This is a genomic window from Verrucomicrobiota bacterium, from assembly GCA_027622555.1.
In the GTDB taxonomy this organism is placed as follows: domain Bacteria; phylum Verrucomicrobiota; class Verrucomicrobiia; order Opitutales; family UBA2995; genus UBA2995.
This window is the reverse complement of sequence record JAQBYJ010000004.1, coordinates 12931-30712: the sequence shown is the minus strand read 5'-3', so window position 1 is coordinate 30712 and position 17782 is coordinate 12931. Positions and strand designations below refer to the sequence as shown.

The following is a 17782-nucleotide window of genomic DNA, read 5'->3' as shown; positions in this document are numbered from 1 at the left end:
AACGGCGGTTTGGGCCAAAAACCGCCCCACCATATTCAGCGACAGAATAAGGTTAATATGCTCCAATACTGCAGCCGGGTTGATTGGCTCGCCGAAAAAAAACTAATCCTTGGGTTCCGGAAAGTTGAAAAATCCTACCGCAGCTTGGCCTCGTAATACTGCGGCTGCGTCTCGACAAACCGAAGCAACAACACGTTCCTGAGCTTCATTGGTGAATGCTGCTATGTGCGGAGTAAGGACAGTCTTGTCCGATACTATGATTGGATCTCCGGTTTTTGGCGGTTCCGTTTCTCTGACATCCAATCCGGCACCCGCAATGATTCCATTCTCCAGTGCGTCTGCCAACGCAGTTTCATCGACCACTTCACCTCGCGATGTGTTTACGAAGAACGCGGATGATTTCATTTTCGCAAAAAGCTCTTTATTAAAAAGCTGTCGCGTAGAAGGAAGAAGTGGCAGATGCACGGTTATGAAATCGGCTTGCGCCAGAAGCTCGTCGAGCTCCACAAAGGAAACATCAAGGTCAGTGTAATGCGAAGCGTTTTGATCTACAAATTTATCGTGCGCAACAATGTTCATGCCAAACGCTTTGGCGCGTTGAGCTACGAGGGTACCGATCCTTCCAATACCGACTACACCGAGCGTTTTTCCTGAAAGCTCGGAGCCGGTGAATAGCGCGCGGTTCCAATTCCCATTGCGAATGTCCCTATCGGCTGTCGCAATATTTCTAGCCAGGGAAATAAACAGACCCATAGCTAGCTCCGCAACCGATAGTGAATTCTCACTGGGTGCGAAACTGACGACTACCCCGGCTGCAGTTGCGGCATCCGTATCGATATTATCGAGACCAGCTCCCGCTCGAGCGATGATTTTCAACTTCGGAGCTGCGGCGATCAGGTCTGCGGTAATCTGAGTCTGGTTGCGAACAATGATCGCATCGGCCTCAGCTATGGCTTTTGTCAGCGCAACTGGGTCATTCCATAAACCTGGTTCAAAGATCACCTCCAGGTCAGCCTCATTTCTGAGCTGATCCATCGCTTCGCCTTTTACGGCTTCAGTTACCAGAATTCGTTTCACAACAAGTCCTGGTAATTGATGGGTTGGGTGCAGTCCAGGGTATCTTCTGCTGGAGGCAATTTGTATTTGAGTCCGGTGGCGCAGTTGAAAAGAACTACGGTGTCATCCGGGGAAATTAACCCTTTTTCCAGGGATTGTTTATAGGCCGCATAGGTAGCTGCTCCTTCGGGGCATAAGAGTAATCCTTCCACTTTGGAAACTTCGTCGAGTCCAGCTGAGATCGAGTCGTCATCAACCGCAATGGCGAACCCGCCACTTTCTCGTACGGCTCGCAGAATTAAGAAATCGCCTACAGCAATAGGAACACGGATGCCGGCTGCCACGGTATGAGCATTCTTCCAAAGTTCTGCGTGCTCGGTACCTTCTTCATAGGCTTTTACTATGGGCGCGCAACCTGTCGCTTGAACGGCGACCATTCTTGGAAGCTTACCAGTGAGCCAACCGATTTTCGCTAATTCGTTAAAAGCTTTCCACATGCCAATCAGGCCAGTTCCTCCGCCAGTCGGGTAGAAAATCACATCGGGTACTTTCCAGCCCATTTGATCGGCCAGCTCCAGACCCATAGTCTTTTTACCTTCAATGCGGTAGGGTTCTTTTAACGTTGAAAAGTCAAACCAGCCCATGGCCTCCTTGCCTTGACCGACGATGCGACCACAGTCGTTAATGAGTCCATTTACTCTCCAGACTTTTGCACCTTGGGCGGCGATCTCGCGAACGTTAATCGTTGGCGTATCGTCCGGACAGAAAATGTAAGAATCCATTCCGGCGCGCGTTCCGTATGCGGCCAGAGCTGCTCCGGCATTACCGTTGGTCGGCATGGCTACTTTGGTGATACCAAGTTCTTTTGCCATGCAAACAGCCACGCAAAGTCCGCGTGCTTTGAAGGATCCGGTCGGGAGTCGTCCTTCGTCTTTGACCAGGAGTTGACCTTTGCCGGCGGCAAGTTTGGGTATCTCAATAATGGGAGTGTGAATTTCACCTAAACTGACGATGTTTTCTTTTTTCCTTACGGGAAGAAATTCGCGGTAACGCCAGATGTCGGCTGGTCGACTGGCCAATTCTTCCTTGGTAACCGCATTCTTGATACCATCCAGATCGTAGCGAACCAGGAGCGGTTTCCCTGCTTTGGAGAGGCCATGAATTTCATCGGCCGCATAATGATCGCCCTCCATTCCACACTCCAGGTGCGTAACGAAGGTCGGGCGTTCGGTTGTGAGATTATCGTTTGAGTTCATAAAGTCCTTTGGTCGTTTAAAATGCTTATATCCGGGGTTCAATAGTTCTCGCGGCGTTCGGCACTGCGGGACGCAGTGGCCCTACCCAAGAGTGCTGAATCGGTAGGGCAATCGCGTCCTCGCGATGCCGCCGTATGGTTGGAAAAGTTACTAAAATGAGGTGCATACAAATCTGGAATCTTTGATAGTTTATCCGTGCCATTGGATGCCGGCTACTCTGGCAAGTCGTTTCAGTTTGGCTGTGTGATTGCCTTCAAATACATTTAGGTGATGAGGCATGCCTGCGTAGCACATGTCTTCGAACCATTCGTTGGGTTTGCGATTTAACAAACGAGCCTGTCCATTGCTCATCATGAGTTTTCGACGAGGTTTTTCACTTACTGCGTCAACCGAGCTGAGGTGATACTCGCCTTCCAATCTCCAAAGGCGGAATAAAGTAAGCGGCATACCTGCTTTCAGTTCCCCTTCGACAACGGTAGGTTTTTTGACGTTAAAATGTTTGGCGATTTTGGCAGCACCCGGTTCACCGCAGGGAGGGCAAAGCGAGGGTGGGGCAGCGCCGACATGCCAGAGGGTGATCGTTTCCTCATCGTGTTCGAGCCAGTCGGAAATGTAGCAGCGACCCATTCCAAGCATTTCACCAATCAAGGCCCCAATTCCACCATCTGCATCGCCCTCACAGGCGATAGCCATTCCTTCGTCGGCCAGTCGAGCCATTCCAAGATAGGGCCACTGTCCAAACGTGTTGGGCATCTCGGGCCAGCAGCGCACACCGAGCACATCCAGGTTCTCTTCTTTAAAGAAGTGGCGCATGGCCAGGTAAAGTCGTGAGGCCATAGGAAGATCCTCTTCGCTGGCGTCTTTATACTCGAGGCCTAGTGCCTTGGCTTTTTTAACATCTGCAGCAACGGCTTCTTCGCTGAGCTCGTTTACTACCGTTTGGAATTCGATCAGGCTGTAGGTCTGCAGTTGAACACCCAAACCGCGATGCATGACAAATGGGTCGGTCGTCATGGAAATAAAACCGGGTGCCTGTCCCCCTACGACACCGACACGGATGTGGCGTAGTTTTTCAATAATACCTGCAATCCGAACGGAAGTGTCCAGCCTGGCCTGGGTTTCTGAATCCTCAGGATTTCCTTTCAGCAGTTCGAAAGAGCGGCCCAGATGGCGGAAGCTGGTAGCCCAAACATGAGCTCCCACGAGCGAGCAAGAGCTGATCATATCGCCTTCCTGATTTTCAGGTGTTGCCCAAAATATGGGTGGATGAGGCCAGATCTGAGCCAAGGTGGGTGCCATCCGTCCATCGGCCATGGTTGTTTGGAGCAGGATGAGTACATTTACTCTGGCTTCCTTGCATTCTCCTACAACTTTCCGAAGCGAAGCATCGTCTACCGCTTTTTGAGATGGTTCGAACACTTCAAAGCCCGATTGATTGACCGCGTTGCGGACCTTAATCTCCATTCCGGCACCCCAATCCATATCGAAACCCGGGCGTTTACGCCCCAGAAAAAGTAATCCAATTTTTATATTTGTATCTGATTTTGAAGAGCTCATCTTTGCTTGTCCGTTCAGGCTATCTGATAAGAACAGGGTAATTTTATTTTATTAACAAATGAATCTTTGACCTCGATAGATTGAGCATGTTGTTTACCGGAAAAAAGAGTCAAGGACTATATATCCATTATTGGATAATGATCATTGACCTTTTTCGTTCCTGTTCGATTATCTTTCCTAGGTGATAAAGAAAAGTACAATGGTTTTAAAGGCTCATACCGTCTCTGAGAAAATGGAGATGAGGAAAAACATTTTGCTTCAACACATCTGCCTTAAAGGGTCCATTGGGCGACTCGAGCTGGGTAGAAACTTACAAATGAGCAAATCACGCTTGTGCGAAGTTGTCATGGAAATGATCAATGAAGGATTGATTCTTGAAACTATGAATGGGACTGAGCGAAGAGGGCGTGTGCCTATTCCTTTGAGCGCCAATCCTGGTTACGGTAGTTTTGTTGGGCTGGATTTTGAGGCCAAGCGGATGAGGGTTGTGTTGGTGAGCTTTGCCGGAAAGGTACTTTTTCAGGAGCATCAAAAATTATTGCCGATGAAGGACCCTCAAAAACTGATCGATCATATCCTTGGATTTATTGATAAAGGATTAGAGGCTGCTAAAGATTCAAAAACCAAAGTTCTCGGTGTGGGCGTGGCCGCTCCAGGTATTATCAACCGAAAATCAGGGACGCTTATACATTACGACTTTATTGAAGCAGCGAAAAACATACCCATCCGGGAACTCGTAGAAAACCACTCGGGCCTTCCCTGTGTGGTCGACAACAACATCCGCTGTTATGCATTGACCGAATGGAGTTCTGGAGCTGCAAAGAACATGTCCGATTTTATCTGCCTGGCAGTGCGAAGCGGATTTGGTTCTGCCATTATGCTTGATGGTCGTCTCTTGGATGGAAGCCATGGTCTATCAGGCGAAGCTGGATACTCGCCTGTTCCAAGCCACAAGCCTGTTTCTGAATGGAAAACTTTTCAGGAGGTGGTTTCCGAAAAAGCTTTGGATGTGGATGGTGAAGGAAAAGACTTCAAGCTTTCCAAAGAAAAGGCCAAATTAGTCGGCGAACTTTTAGGCGCCCAAGCCGCTTCATTGGCCACCTTGCTGGACCCCGAAGCTATTATTTTGATTGGAGCGCTGTTGGAACCAGACGGAGAGATTTGGCCGTATGTCGAGGAAACATTTCGCCGATTTATCTTATCCGACATCGCAGACAAGGTCTCTTTGTTGTATTCTCAGGTTGGTTCTTTTGCAGCTGCTATTGGAGCGACCCAACGATGTTTTCATGAGCTTTATCCCACCACTTCAAGTGTGGATCGATTAAGACCCAATCTGACTTAGCCAGTTTTGGTGCAACGTGCAATTTCACACACATTTATTTAACGAAAAAACAATCCAATAATATGAAGTTATTCCTTGATAGCGCGATTACAGAAGAAATTGCCCATGCTCTCGAAGCTTGGGACATGGATGGACTTACAACCAACCCCAGGCATGTTATGGTGTCAGGTAAACCGTTTCGCACGGTTATCGCCGAGATCGCCGAGATGGTCCATGGCACCGACAAACCAGTAAGTGTAGAAGTAAATCCCCATTTTACTAAGTGTAAGGAAATCGTAGATCAAGGCCGTGAGCTCGCTGCGCTTTCTCCCAATTTTGTCATCAAAGTAGGTGCCTGTGAGGGAGGATTTACCGCCATAAGAGAACTTTCCAAAGATGGCATTCGAACGAACGCCACCTTGATCATGTCCGTTGCCCAGGCATGGCATGCGGCCCGGGCAGGTGCATCCTTTATAAGCCCCTTTCTTGGATGGAAAGATCAGTTCGGTGATTCACCTGATACCTTCATTGGTGAAGTTCGAACCATGCTGGATAAATTCGGATATCCTTCAGAAATCATCGCGGCAGCTGTTCGTAACGCACGACAGATTGGTGATGTGGCAATTGCCGGGGCTCATTGCATAACGGCTGGAGTCGCTGTCTACAACGAGAGCTTCCGGAACCCTTACACAACTATGGGCGAAGGGATTTTTCAAGATGCCTGGGATAAGACGCCCGAATTTTGAGCCCGGAGTTAACCTGCACGGAGAAATGAAGTTGGAGCTTTCGAAAAGTTTCGACCAATAATAAATACCATGGACACATACGGATTATATTTAAACGGCGAATGGGTCGACAGTGAGAAAAAACTGACCGTTATTGATAAAGGAACAGGCGAAGCGTTCGCCGAAGTAGCCACGGTTGATCGAGCGGGCATTCACAAAGCCATTGCAGACGCCGAAGCAGCTCGCGCCGGTTGGGCAGCTACGACTGGCATGGCCCGAGGTGATCTCCTGTTAAAGCTTGCCGCAGAAGTCAGCAAACGCGCTGAAGAAATTGCCCACGACATAACCCTTGAAAACGGTAAACCACTCCCACAGAGCAAAGGCGAGGTCGGTATGGCAATTGATCATATTCGATGGTTCGCGGAAGAAGCTCGCCGCTCCTATGGGCGTAGTGTGCCAAACCAAACTCCTGGCAAGAGGCATCTTATTCTCAAGCATCCGGTGGGTGTGGTTGGAGCGATCGCTCCGTGGAATTTTCCTCTGGTTTTATCGTTGCGAAAAGTAGGACCTGCCTTAGCCGCCGGATGCCCAGTCATTTTAAAGCCTGCTTCCGCCACGCCGGTTTGCGCAGTCAAGTTGGCTCAGTGTATTGAAGCTGCTGGATTCCCCAAAGGCGTTTTCCAATTGGTCGTTGGTAAGGCCTCGGACATTGGAAATGAAATGCTGGAAAATCCGTTGTGCCGAAAGATTTCTTTCACCGGTTCCACCGAAGTAGGAAAAAAGCTGATCGAAGGAGCAGCGAAAACCTGCACCCGTCTTTCATTGGAACTGGGAGGTAACGCACCTCTCCTGGTGTTCGCCGATGCCGACCTCGACAAAGCGGTCGATGGCGCGATTATCACCAAATTCCGTAACTCCGGCCAATCCTGTATCGCATCGAATCGCATTTATGTGGAGCGACTTATCCTCGACGCCTTTGTAGAAAAATTTGTTGAACGAACCAAGGCCCTGAAAGTTGGTTATGGATTGGAAGAGGGAGTAGAAATTGGACCTTTGATCGATGAAGCTGGACGTGGGGCAGCCTTGCAATTTGTTGAGGATGCAAAAGCCAAAGGCGCAACCTTACTATGCGGAGGAACCGCTGTTGAAGGACGGGGAGTCTTTATAACACCTGCGGTTCTGGTAGACCTTCCATCCGATGCGCGTTGTTTAACAGAAGAAATTTTTGCACCTGTAGCTCCGGTCGTACCCTTCGATACAGAGGAGGAAGCAGTGGCTCTGGCGAACAATACCGAATATGGTTTGGCCGCTTACGCGTTTACAAAGGATTTGAACCGGGCATTGCGTTTAGCCGAGCAACTGGAAGCGGGAACCGTTGGTATCAACGAATCGGTTCCTGCCACGAGCAGTTGTCCCTTTGGTGGCTTTAAGCAAAGTGGCTGGGGACGTGAGTTAGGTTCTGAGGGTATCGAAGCTTACCTTGAAACAAAGCATGTTTCATTTGGTGGCGTGTAACTTTTGGAAACTGGTAAAACGGTTATTACCTCGTAACACCCTGGTTCGGTGTTAGCTGTTTTGGCTACGGACCGGAATCTGAAGTAAGTATTTTAACTCCATTGCGACTACCTGTTATGCTAAATTGGAAAAACGTTCTCAACTTTGTCAGCAACGGAAACCCTGATCCTGATCGCAGGGTTTCTAAAACGGAAGCGGAATGGCGTGAGATACTCACTCCTGAGCAATTTCAAGTCGCTCGACTTAAAGGGACTGAGCGAGCGTTCAGCTCAGGCATGTGTGAGCTCCATGAGCCTGGAAAGTATGGCTGCCTATGTTGTAACACCCCGCTCTTTGATTCCACAGAGAAGTTTGATAGCGGCACAGGCTGGCCATCTTTCACCCAGCCCATTACCGATAACGCCATCGCGCACCACAACGACGGAAGTTATGGTATGACGCGGATAGAAGTTACCTGTAATACCTGCGACGCTCACCTCGGACATGTGTTTCCAGATGGGCCAGAACCCAGTGGGCTGCGTTATTGCATTAATGCAATTTCGTTGACCAAATTTGAGAGCGATTCGAAACCGGCTCCAAAGACAAAACTGGCCACTTTTGGCGGTGGGTGCTTCTGGTGCACTGAAGCACTTTTTCAACAATTGCGAGGTGTTGTCAGTGTCACCAGTGGTTATGCCGGAGGACAGTCTGCCAACCCTAAATACCACGAGGTATGTTCCGGTGCGACCGGACATGCCGAGGTGATACAAGTGGAATACAATCCGGGCGAAATCTCTTACGCGGATCTTTTAAAGGTCCATTTTGGAACTCATAACCCGACTACTTTGAACCAGCAGGGAGCTGACAGAGGGACACAGTATCGAAGTATAGTTTTTTATCAAAACGACGAAGAACTCGAGCAGGCATCTGCTATTAAGGATGAGGTGGCAGCACTGGTGGAAAATCCGGTTGTAACGGAGTTGGCACCTTTCGAGACATTTTATCCGGCCGAGGATAATCATCAGGACTATTACCGCTTGAATCCACAAGGCGGATACTGTGCCGCGGTGATCCAGCCAAAACTTAAAAAATTCCGCGATCTGTTTGGAAATCTGTTGAAAGCCGACTCATAGGCCATGACAGAAACGTTTGATCTCATAGTTGTTGGGGGTGGCCGCGCCTCGGGTCTCGCTATCGCGGCGGCACAATCGGGTTTGAAGACTGTTCTGGTGGAGCGTGACAAGCTTGGTGGGGCTTGTCCGAACCGTGGCTGCGTGCCATCGAAATTGCTTATTGGTTTCGCTGAGGCGGCCAACCGGGTTCGCGAAGCTGAACGCGTGCTTTTCGCGATCGGACGTCGACCAAACACCGAGGCACTTGAACTTGAAAAAACCGGGCTCGCAGCCAACGAGCAAGGGTTCCATCCGGTCGATGCACATTTGCAGACTGCGGTTGACGGAATCTTCGCAGCTGGAGACGGGAATGGACGTTACATGTTGCAACATGCGGCCGCGTTTGAGGTTCGTTATCAGCGGCATAAATTTATCAAAAACAGTGATGAGCCAATCGACGAACAGCAGATTGCCCATGCTGTATTTTCCAATCCGGAAGTCGCCTCAGTTGGGTTGACCGAAGAGCAACTCAAGGATGCTGGCACGCCGTATGTTTTTGTATTCGAAGACTGGCTCGCCAGTGCCCGTGCCATGGCAATGCGGATCGATTATCCACGAATCAAACTGCTCGTTTCCCCGGCGGATTATTCCATACTCGGTTGTCATCTTGTAGGTCCGGAATCCTGTACCTTGATGCATCAAGTGCTTGCCGTTATGCATTTGAAAAACGATGTGCGAGAATTGGCAGACATGATTTACATCCATCCCGGACTGAATGAGTGTATTTTGTCCGCCGCGGTAAATGCGGTCGCCAAAGTGAGGAAGTTTAACCAAGAATATTAATATGATCGAAAGAGAGATGGGACATCCGAATGGATAACATCTCATTGAATAAACCGCTTAGCTTTTGACCTAAGTTTTATGGAACTATGAGTATTTCCTTCAACAACACATACGCTAATCTGCCAGAACGTTTTTATGCGAGTCAGGTGCCAGCCCAGGTTTCGGATCCCAAGCTGATTCGTATCAATCGGGAACTGGCGGCAAAGTTGTCAATTGACATCGACTGGTTGGAATCAGCCGAGGGTCTTGCGATGCTTTCGGGCAACGCGGTTCCCGATGGTGCCCAGCCGATTGCCCAGGCTTACGCCGGCCATCAGTTTGGTGGATTCGCACCACAACTCGGTGATGGTCGCGCCATCCTGCTTGGTGAAGTTCTGGATACAGAAGGCACACGATACGATCTTCAGTTGAAGGGTTCCGGACGTACCCCTTTTTCACGGAGTGGTGATGGCAAATCTGCGCTTGGTCCCGTGATCCGTGAATACATTGTCAGCGAAGCCATGGCCGCTTTAGGTGTACCCACCACAAGGGCACTTGCGGCGGTTCGTACCGGTGAACGAGTCATGCGCCAGGAAGGGCTTATCGACGGCGGCGTATTTACCCGCGTGGCGGCCAGTCATATACGAGTCGGAACATTCGAGTATTTTCATGCACGCAACGATACCGAGGCTCTGGGACTACTCGCCGATTTTGCTATTGCTCGCCATTATCCTGATGCTGCCAAAGCGGATGATCCTTATATTGCTTTGTTGGAGTCCGTTGTTATCGCGCAGGCAAACCTGATCGCTCACTGGCTTTCTCTCGGATTTATTCATGGCGTAATGAACACCGACAATTTTGCCATATCGGGGGAGACAATCGACTATGGTCCCTGTGCCTTTATGGATGCCTTCCATCCGCAATGCGTGTTCAGTTCTATTGACAGGGGTGCTCGCTACGCCTGGGGCAATCAGGCCAACATTGGATTCTGGAACCTTACTCGTTTTGCAGAAACCTTGTTGCCGCTGCTGTCAGGGGATGCGGACCAATCAACCAAGTTGGCCGAAGCCGCGTTGGCCAAATTTCCGGATCAATTCGGCGAGCAATACATCTATCGTTTTCGTGCCAAATTGGGCCTCCCGCCTGAAGCTCCTGTGGAGCTCATTAAAGAATGCCTCGAATTACTCGCCTCCCAAAAAGTTGATTTTACGATTTTCTTTCGTCAGCTCACGCGAGTTGCCGCTGGAGAATCTACTGAAGAAATAAGCGCATTATTTTCAGATACTGAGCCTTTTAATACATGGTTCAACTCCTGGAAGAACGAGGCCGACTTCACTAATCACCTGACCGACATGCGTTCGGCGAACCCGATCCTGATTCCGCGTAACCACCGCGTTGAACAGGCTATTCAAAGCGCTTATGCTGACGACTATGCTCCGTTCAATCGTCTCGTTGAAGCGCTAGCCAATCCTTATACCGAGCAGGCCGACTACGCGGATCTCGAAACACCTCCGCGACCAGAAGAAATCGTCCATCAAACGTTCTGCGGTACTTAGGCGAAGTCTTTGAATCGCAAGCGGGTCCATTCCTCAAAGCTTGGAGCTTACTGAAAAAGTAGATATTAACTTCTTGGTAAAAATATCAATCTCTACTCAATTTTTCGATGCCAGTATGGTCCATTAATGAATCCAGCATCTGCGCTGTTTTGCTGGTAATCCCCCGCCAGTCCCGGCTTCAAAGGAGCGATGGTCAGTTGTGTCGGTCGGAACATAACCGATGTTATAATATTCATGAGTATTAAATTACCTTGTCCAAAAGATAGGAACCATTCAAAATCCCCATTGTTTTCAAACAAATACCGCCTTGTCTTTTGACACGGTGCCAACCTTGAGAATCATGCATATTTTTTTTAACTAACTTTTAGAGACGGCCGAGGATGATCTCAAAAATAATACCATATCCCAAAAGTCCAAAAATGGCTATTAATTCCTTGCGTCCGCCTGTTATAAATGCATTCTAAGTAGCTAAAGTTTGAATAAACCAACTTTTCCCCATGGATTACCATCCCCAAGAAGATTTTGCCTATACGCGACGAGAGTTTTTAAACCGTTGTGGCATGGGCTTTGGTGCACTGAGCCTTGGATCTATTTTTGGAAATCAGGCCGCAGCAAGTGATTCAGGCACCATCACAACACTGGATCCACGAGCTCCGCACTTTGCGCCAAAGGCCAAACGCGTCATCCAAATTTTTGCGAATGGAGGGCCTTCCCAGGTTGATACTTTTGATCCTAAGCCGTTGCTGAATGAATGGCATGGAAAAGCTTTGCCGGTTACCCTGAAGACTGAGCGCACCACTGGCGCAGCTTTTGGCTCGCCCTTTAAATTTAGTCGTTACGGAGAAAACGGAACCGAGGTCAGTGAATTATTTTCCCATGTCGGTGAATGCATGGACGATATTTGTTTGGTTCGCTCGATGTACACAGACGTTCCCAATCACGAGCCATCTCTCTTACTTCTTAATTGCGGGGATGCTCGATTGGCACGACCGAGCATGGGGTCATGGCTGACTTACGGACTGGGAAATGAAAATCAGAATCTTCCGGGCTTCGTGGTACTGTGTCCGAACGGCTATCCGGTTGGGGATGCAGCAAACTGGCAAAATGCCTTTTTACCAGGTGCGTTCCAGGGAACCTACATCGACACCAAACATGAGGATATCGATAAGCTTCTGGAGAACATTCAAAACGACCATACCGATTACGGTACTCAGCGGAAGCAACTCGACCTACTTAACAAGATAAATGGATTCCATGCTGCGCAACGAGCTGACGATGGCCGCTTTGGTGCTCGAATTCAATCCTTTGAGTTGGCTTACCGGATGCAGATGGAAGCGACCGATGCTTTTGATATTTCGACAGAGCCGAAATATATCCGCGAAATGTATGGCGAAGGAGTTCAGGCACGGCAGCTTTTGATTGCCCGGCGCCTGGCTGAACGTGGTGTGCGTTTTACTCAGGTGTGGACGGGTTTCCGTCAACCTTGGGACACCCACGATGATAACAACAGCGAACACCGTAGATTGTGTGGAGAGTGCGACAAGCCAATCGCAGCCTTGTTGAAAGATCTTAAAATGCGCGGCCTGCTCGATGATACCCTGGTTATCTGGGGTGGCGAATTTGGACGCACGCCTGTAGTTGAACTATCGGTACCGGGGGCCAACCAGGGGAAGGTGAACGGACGGGACCACAACAACCATGGATTCAGCATGTGGATGGCTGGTGGAGGTGTTCGTGGAGGATACGTTCATGGAGCTACCGATGAATTCGGATTTGCTGCCGTTGAAAATCGTGTCCATGTTCATGATCTGCAGGCGACAATCATGCACCTGATGGGATTCGATCATGAAAAACTTACCTACCGCTACGCCGGACGGGATTTTCGACTGACTGATGTGCACGGAAATGTTGTGCACGAACTCATTGCCTAACAAAATGAGGTTAAGGAAATCATATTTGCTTGCTCCATTCGGTCTGCTTATCGGAAGCGCAATTGCTTTTTCCTCCTCTCTGGAGACGCAGGAACGCTCTGAGATTCCGGCATTCAATATGGCGTCTGCGGATACGCACTGGGCTTTTATCCCTTTGGAAAAGCCAGAGCTTCCCTCAGTCGATGTTGGCTTGGGCAACGAAGTGGATGCGTTTATTTTAGCGAATCTTCAAACGCGTGGATTGAAACCAAATGGTCCTGCTGACAAACGAAGCCTCCTTCGACGTGTGACTTATGACCTTATTGGACTACCTCCCACTTATGAAGAGGTACAATCCTTTGTAGCGGATGAATCCGCGGATGCTTTCGAAAAAGTAGTCGATCGGCTACTGGCTTCACCTGCTTACGGTGAGCGTTGGGGAAGACATTGGCTGGATATAGCGCGTTACGCTGATACCAAAGGGAGGCCCAACTTTCGTGACGGTAACCGTTATGCCTACGCTCATACTTATCGCGATTATGTGATCGAAGCCTTTAACGACGACAAACCCTATGACCAATTCATTTTGGAACAGATTGCAGCCGACCAGTTGGATTTGGGAGAGGACAACAGTGAGTTGGCAGCTTTGGGCTTTCTCACCTTGGGGAAATTAATGGCAAAGAATGATTTGATTGATGATCAGATCGACGTGATAACCCAAGGCTTGCAAGGACTCACTGTTTCCTGCGCACGTTGTCACGACCATAAGTTTGATCCTATTCCGACCAGTGACTATTATTCGCTTCACGGTATTTTCAACTCAACCGAAGTTCCGACGGAAATGCCTGTGATTCGGCATCCTGAAAGTGAAGCAGATTACCAATCTTATTTAGCTGAAGTAGCGAAAATCCAAAAACGAATTGATATAAGAGCGGAGGAAGTCATCGACCTATGGTTGTTAAACGAACGACATCATGCGGGAGATTTTCTGAATTCTTATGAAGAAGCCATGACGATCGAGGATGATGGTAGTGTCACGGGGGATTTCACAGTGTTTGCCGGAACTAACAACGTGAGTCCTCATTTGTTGCGAAGCTGGATTGCCTACCTGGAAACAGAAGAAGGACGCTCCCATCCAGTTTTGAGTGATTGGTTTGAAAAGTATGCCAAAAACGACAGAGAAGCCGGGGTTGCGCATTACAACCAGTTGTTCAAAAATGCTCTCGATGGGAAAAACGGCTATGACGAGGTAAGAAATTTTTTGAAAGAGGAAGGCACGCCTCTTAATCCGGATCGTGTGGTGGTCAAGGTATGGATTGTGCGTAAGATTGAAGAACCTGAGAACGCCGGTGACATCATGAAAGAGCGTGATGCGGTTGAATGGACCCATCCGGGAACACCCTATCGTGCCCACGTTGTAGCCGACGTATCCGAACCAACAGATTCTCCCATCTTTAAACGAGGAAACGTTGGAACTCCGGGGGATATTGTTCCCCGTCAGTTTCTAGAAATACTATCAAGGGGAAATAGAAAACAATACACAGAAGGAAGTGGAAGGCTGCAATTGGCCCAGGAAATTGCTACTCCTGACAATCCCTTAACTGCCCGAGTCCTCGTAAATCGAGTATGGGGATGGCACACGGGTGCCCCACTGGTGGATACGCCGAGCGATTTCGGGGTTCGAACCCCTGAGCCAGTGCAAATTGATCTTCTGAATTGGTTGGCCACTTCGTTTATCGAGTCAGGGTGGTCCATCAAGGCGCTGCACAAATTGATCGTGCTTTCCAATACCTATCAGCAATCGAGCAAGCCCAATCAGAAGTCAGTGGCAGCAGATTCCGAAAATACTCTATGGCATCACTTCCCAAGTGAACGGTTGGATTTTGAATCTATGCGCGATACCTTATTAGAAGTGTCTGGCAACCTGGATCGAACCATGGGTGGTGTGCAGCAAGATATTTTGGATCCTGCGTCTAACCGGCGGACCGTCTACAGTTTTTTTGACCGATCAGAACCGCCTGGTGTATTTCGAACCTTTGATCACCCCAGTCCCAATGCGACTGCTTCGGCCAGGTTTGAAACGATTGTACCCCAACAAGCCTTGTTTCTCATGAATAGCCCGTTTACTATTCGACAGGCGAGAATCCTCGCTGACCGAATTGGTAAGGAGGAGGCCAATATCAGATCCCGGATCAATCGATTTTATCAAGTTGTATTTCAGCGGGAAGGAACAAAGGAGGAGCTTCAAACCGGTGTTGAATTTATTTCGAATGCCGAAGCTTATAAGGAATCGATGGCTGGAAACAGTTCAACGGATCCCGAGGCTAAAGAACCACTCTCAAGCTGGGGACTATACGCCCAGGCGTTGCTCTTGTCTAACGAACTGATGTTTGTCGATTAGCGTTCATGAACTCCCCGTCTGAAAAAATGAACCGGATGATATCTGTTTGGATTGGGGTAATCGGCTTGGCGATTGGAAGTGCAATCGGTTTTGCCTCCTCCCCGGAGACTCAGCAATCTCCAGTCGAACCTGCCTTTAATATGGCTGCGGCGGATACGCACTGGGCTTTCATCCCCTTGCAAAAACCTGAGCTTCCCACAGTTCATGTTGGCTCAGGTAACGAAGTGGACGCGCTTATTCTAAATAAACTTCGCGAGCGTGGGTTGAAACCAAATGCCCCTGCTGACAAACGCAGCCTTATTCGGCGGGTGACATATGATCTTACAGGACTGCCACCCACATTTGAAGAAATGCAGTCGTTCGTGGAGAATGACTCGCCCAATGCCTATGAACAACTCGTAGAACGTCTTTTGGCTTCACCTGCTTTTGGCGAACGTTGGGCGAGACATTGGCTGGATGTGGCGCGTTATGCCGATTCTGAGGGACGACCAAATTTTCGAGACGGTAACCGTTATAAATATTCTCACACCTATCGCGACTACGTGATAGAAGCATTCAATGAGGACAAACCTTACGATCGCTTTATACTGGAGCAAATTGCGGCCGATCAGTTGGACCTGGGTGAAGATAAAAAAGAACTAGCGGCTCTCGGATTTTTGACCTTAGGCAATTCCTTTTTCAGGAGAAAAGATTTTATAATCGATGATCAGATCGATGTGGTCACGCGAGGACTACAGGGACTGACGGTTACATGCGCTCGTTGCCATGATCACAAGTTTGATCCGATTCCGACCCGGGATTATTATTCACTTCATGGTATCTTTAACTCCTCCGAGTTGCCTAAGGAATTGCCAATTATTCGTTATCCAGAAAACAAAGAAGATCATGAATCTTATTTGGCTGAAATAGCGCGGTTACAAAAACTGATTGAAGAAAAGACGGAAGAGACGATCGACAAATGGTTGTTGAACGAGCGTTCTGTGGCCGGAAATTTCCTGGGAGCTGTTGAAGAAGGAAAAACAATTGTTGATGAGGCCGAATTCGTAGTTTTTGCCAAAAGTAAAGGAGTCAGTCCGGAACTTCTACGGCTTTGGATCGAATACCTGGAAACAGATGAAGGACGAGCTCAACCACTCTTGAAAGATTGGTTCGATATTTTTGCCAGTGCGGATCCCCTGCCAGGGATTGTGCATTACAATCAATTATTCAAAGACGCCCTGAATGACGACCAGGCAGGCGTTGAAACCGTCTGGGCCTTTCTTACCGAACCAGGAACACCGCTGAATCCGGATCGCGAAAAAGTTGCCGAGTGGCTTGATCGAAAAATTGGGGCGGAAACGACTAAACTCACCAAAGAAATTGGGGACCTTGAATTCACCCACCCAGGGACACCTTTTCGGGCACATGCTTTAGTCGATATTGCGGAGCCTAAGGACTCTCCCATTTATAAACGGGGAGATCCGAAAAACCTGGGAGAGGAGGTTCCTCGGCGTTACCTTGAAGTACTCGCTGGAGAAAAACGAAAACCCTATACGACTGGTAGCGGAAGACTGGATCTGGCTCGCGAAATTGCGAATGCCAACAATCCGTTAACTGCTCGCATTTTTGTTAATCGAGTATGGGGATGGCATATGGGTACCCCACTGGTGGATACGCCCAGCGATTTTGGTGTAAGGACGCCCGAGCCGGATCATATCGATTTATTAAATTGGTTGGCTGCCTCGTTTATCGAATCAGGTTGGTCCATGAAGGCGTTGCACAAAATGATTGTGCTATCCAATACCTATCAGCAATCGAGTACAGCCAACCCGGAGTCTGTGGCTGCAGATTCTGAAAATCTCTTCTGGCATCACTTTCCCAGGACAAGGTTGGATTTTGAGTCCCTTCGCGACACCTTGCTTGAAGTATCCGGAAACCTGGATCGGACCATGGGCGGACTACAGCAAGATCTTTTGGATCCAACGACCAATCGTCGAACGGTTTACAGTTACTTTGATAGAACGGAACCAGCTGGCATTTTTCGGACTTTTGACCATCCCAGTCCTAACGCGACCGCTCCGGAGAGATTCGAAACCATTGTTCCCCAACAAGCCCTGTTTCTTATGAATAGTCCTTTTATAATTCGGCAGGCTAAATTTCTGGCGGACCGAATCGGCCTTGAAGCAGGGGAGGACGTAGAGTCGCAGATCGGTGAGTATTATAAGGTGGTTTTTCAGCGAAATGCGACCAAGGAGGAAATTCAAATTGGGGTTGAGTTCATATCGAATGCTGAAGCTTTCACTGCTAGTTCTGTTGTTGTAAAAAGCACTGAGGATTCTGAAGCGAAAGAGCCACTCTCAGGATGGGAACTTTATGCCCAAGCTTTGCTTTTGTCCAACGAGCTGATCTTTGTCGATTAGTGGCCTATCATAAAAACCTTTCCGAATCGTTCTAATATCGAACATGTCTCAAACTTTGTGGCAGAGCGAGACCAACCTAGACCCTAGGGCTACGGCTTGGCACGCGCTCTTGCCCTGCTAAGCCATAGGTCAGGTTATTCTTATTACATTGGTTCGCATCATTAACCGAGTAC

At 48.8% G+C, this 17782-nt stretch carries 13 protein-coding genes; 9 read left to right on the top strand and 4 right to left on the bottom strand.

Translation table 11 applies throughout. The features are described from left to right. Positions 1 to 102: 102 nt before the first annotated feature. The 3 genes from O3C43_01950 to O3C43_01940 all read right to left on the bottom strand — a co-directional run bounded on the left by O3C43_01950 (position 103) and on the right by O3C43_01940 (position 3869). Positions 103 to 1077: a hydroxyacid dehydrogenase gene (locus O3C43_01950; protein ID MDA1065245.1), complete on the bottom strand. Its 975-nt coding sequence runs from the start codon at positions 1075 to 1077 to the stop codon at positions 103 to 105. After that, a complete protein-coding gene (locus O3C43_01945; protein MDA1065244.1) occupies positions 1074 to 2312 on the bottom strand; it encodes a threonine synthase in 1239 nt (412 codons plus the stop codon). Before O3C43_01945 ends, O3C43_01950 begins: the two co-directional genes overlap by 4 nt. A 189-nt stretch (positions 2313 to 2501) precedes the next feature. After that, positions 2502 to 3869 carry an L-fucose/L-arabinose isomerase family protein gene (locus tag O3C43_01940; protein MDA1065243.1) on the bottom strand — a complete coding sequence of 456 codons (1368 nt, stop codon included), beginning with the start codon at positions 3867 to 3869 and terminating at the stop codon, positions 2502 to 2504. 316 nt (positions 3870 to 4185) lie between these two features. On the opposite strand from O3C43_01940, the gene O3C43_01935 reads away from it, so the two are divergent. The 6 genes from O3C43_01935 (at position 4186) to O3C43_01910 (ending at position 10899) form a co-directional block, all read left to right on the top strand. Further along, positions 4186 to 5211, top strand: a complete 1026-nt coding sequence (locus tag O3C43_01935) for an ROK family protein (GenBank protein ID MDA1065242.1) — start codon at positions 4186 to 4188, stop codon at positions 5209 to 5211. Between the two features lie 62 nt (positions 5212 to 5273). After that, a complete protein-coding gene (locus O3C43_01930; GenBank protein MDA1065241.1) occupies positions 5274 to 5936 on the top strand; it encodes a transaldolase in 663 nt (220 codons plus the stop codon). Between the two features lie 69 nt (positions 5937 to 6005). Further along, positions 6006 to 7430 (top strand): NAD-dependent succinate-semialdehyde dehydrogenase, encoded by a 1425-nt coding sequence (locus O3C43_01925; protein ID MDA1065240.1) that lies wholly within the window; start codon positions 6006 to 6008, stop codon positions 7428 to 7430. 116 nt (positions 7431 to 7546) lie between these two features. Further along, positions 7547 to 8542 (top strand): bifunctional methionine sulfoxide reductase B/A protein, encoded by a 996-nt coding sequence (locus tag O3C43_01920; GenBank protein MDA1065239.1) that lies wholly within the window; start codon positions 7547 to 7549, stop codon positions 8540 to 8542. A 3-nt stretch (positions 8543 to 8545) separates the two neighbouring features. Beyond that, positions 8546 to 9364 carry an FAD-dependent oxidoreductase gene (locus tag O3C43_01915; GenBank protein MDA1065238.1) on the top strand — a complete coding sequence of 273 codons (819 nt, stop codon included), beginning with the start codon at positions 8546 to 8548 and terminating at the stop codon, positions 9362 to 9364. Between the two features lie 86 nt (positions 9365 to 9450). Beyond that, on the top strand, positions 9451 to 10899 hold the full coding sequence (locus tag O3C43_01910; protein ID MDA1065237.1) for a YdiU family protein: 1449 nt from the start codon (positions 9451 to 9453) through the stop codon (positions 10897 to 10899). Between the two features lie 92 nt (positions 10900 to 10991). Here O3C43_01910 and O3C43_01905 read toward each other — a convergent pair whose 3' ends face one another. Beyond that, the gene (locus O3C43_01905) at positions 10992 to 11135 is read right to left on the bottom strand and encodes a hypothetical protein (GenBank protein MDA1065236.1); all 144 of its coding nucleotides are present in this window, start codon (positions 11133 to 11135) and stop codon (positions 10992 to 10994) included. Positions 11136 to 11396: 261 nt separating this feature from the next. On the opposite strand from O3C43_01905, the gene O3C43_01900 reads away from it, so the two are divergent. From O3C43_01900 to O3C43_01890, 3 genes are read left to right on the top strand one after another with little or no spacing between them, the layout of a single operon-like run. Continuing rightward, positions 11397 to 12830: a DUF1501 domain-containing protein gene (locus tag O3C43_01900; GenBank protein ID MDA1065235.1), complete on the top strand. Its 1434-nt coding sequence runs from the start codon at positions 11397 to 11399 to the stop codon at positions 12828 to 12830. A 25-nt stretch (positions 12831 to 12855) separates the two neighbouring features. Continuing rightward, positions 12856 to 15210 carry a DUF1549 and DUF1553 domain-containing protein gene (locus tag O3C43_01895; protein MDA1065234.1) on the top strand — a complete coding sequence of 785 codons (2355 nt, stop codon included), beginning with the start codon at positions 12856 to 12858 and terminating at the stop codon, positions 15208 to 15210. A 5-nt stretch (positions 15211 to 15215) separates the two neighbouring features. Beyond that, positions 15216 to 17609, top strand: a complete 2394-nt coding sequence (locus tag O3C43_01890; GenBank protein MDA1065233.1) for a DUF1549 and DUF1553 domain-containing protein — start codon at positions 15216 to 15218, stop codon at positions 17607 to 17609. Positions 17610 to 17782: the final 173 nt, after the last annotated feature.

Excerpts from the sequence above, each read along its gene's own strand:
- O3C43_01900 (MDA1065235.1), top strand. The coding sequence starts at position 11,397 with ATGGATTACCATCCCCAAGAAGATTTTGCCTATACGCGACGAGAGTTT.
- O3C43_01930 (MDA1065241.1), top strand. The coding sequence starts at position 5,274 with ATGAAGTTATTCCTTGATAGCGCGATTACAGAAGAAATTGCCCATGCT.
- O3C43_01890 (MDA1065233.1), top strand. The coding sequence starts at position 15,216 with ATGAACTCCCCGTCTGAAAAAATGAACCGGATGATATCTGTTTGGATT.
- O3C43_01925 (MDA1065240.1), top strand. The coding sequence starts at position 6,006 with ATGGACACATACGGATTATATTTAAACGGCGAATGGGTCGACAGTGAG.
- O3C43_01910 (MDA1065237.1), top strand. The coding sequence starts at position 9,451 with ATGAGTATTTCCTTCAACAACACATACGCTAATCTGCCAGAACGTTTT.
- O3C43_01920 (MDA1065239.1), top strand. The coding sequence starts at position 7,547 with ATGCTAAATTGGAAAAACGTTCTCAACTTTGTCAGCAACGGAAACCCT.
- O3C43_01915 (MDA1065238.1), top strand. The coding sequence starts at position 8,546 with ATGACAGAAACGTTTGATCTCATAGTTGTTGGGGGTGGCCGCGCCTCG.
- O3C43_01940 (MDA1065243.1), bottom strand. The coding sequence starts at position 3,869 with ATGAGCTCTTCAAAATCAGATACAAATATAAAAATTGGATTACTTTTT.
- O3C43_01945 (MDA1065244.1), bottom strand. The coding sequence starts at position 2,312 with ATGAACTCAAACGATAATCTCACAACCGAACGCCCGACCTTCGTTACG.
- O3C43_01935 (MDA1065242.1), top strand. The coding sequence starts at position 4,186 with ATGAGCAAATCACGCTTGTGCGAAGTTGTCATGGAAATGATCAATGAA.
- O3C43_01905 (MDA1065236.1), bottom strand. The coding sequence starts at position 11,135 with ATGAATATTATAACATCGGTTATGTTCCGACCGACACAACTGACCATC.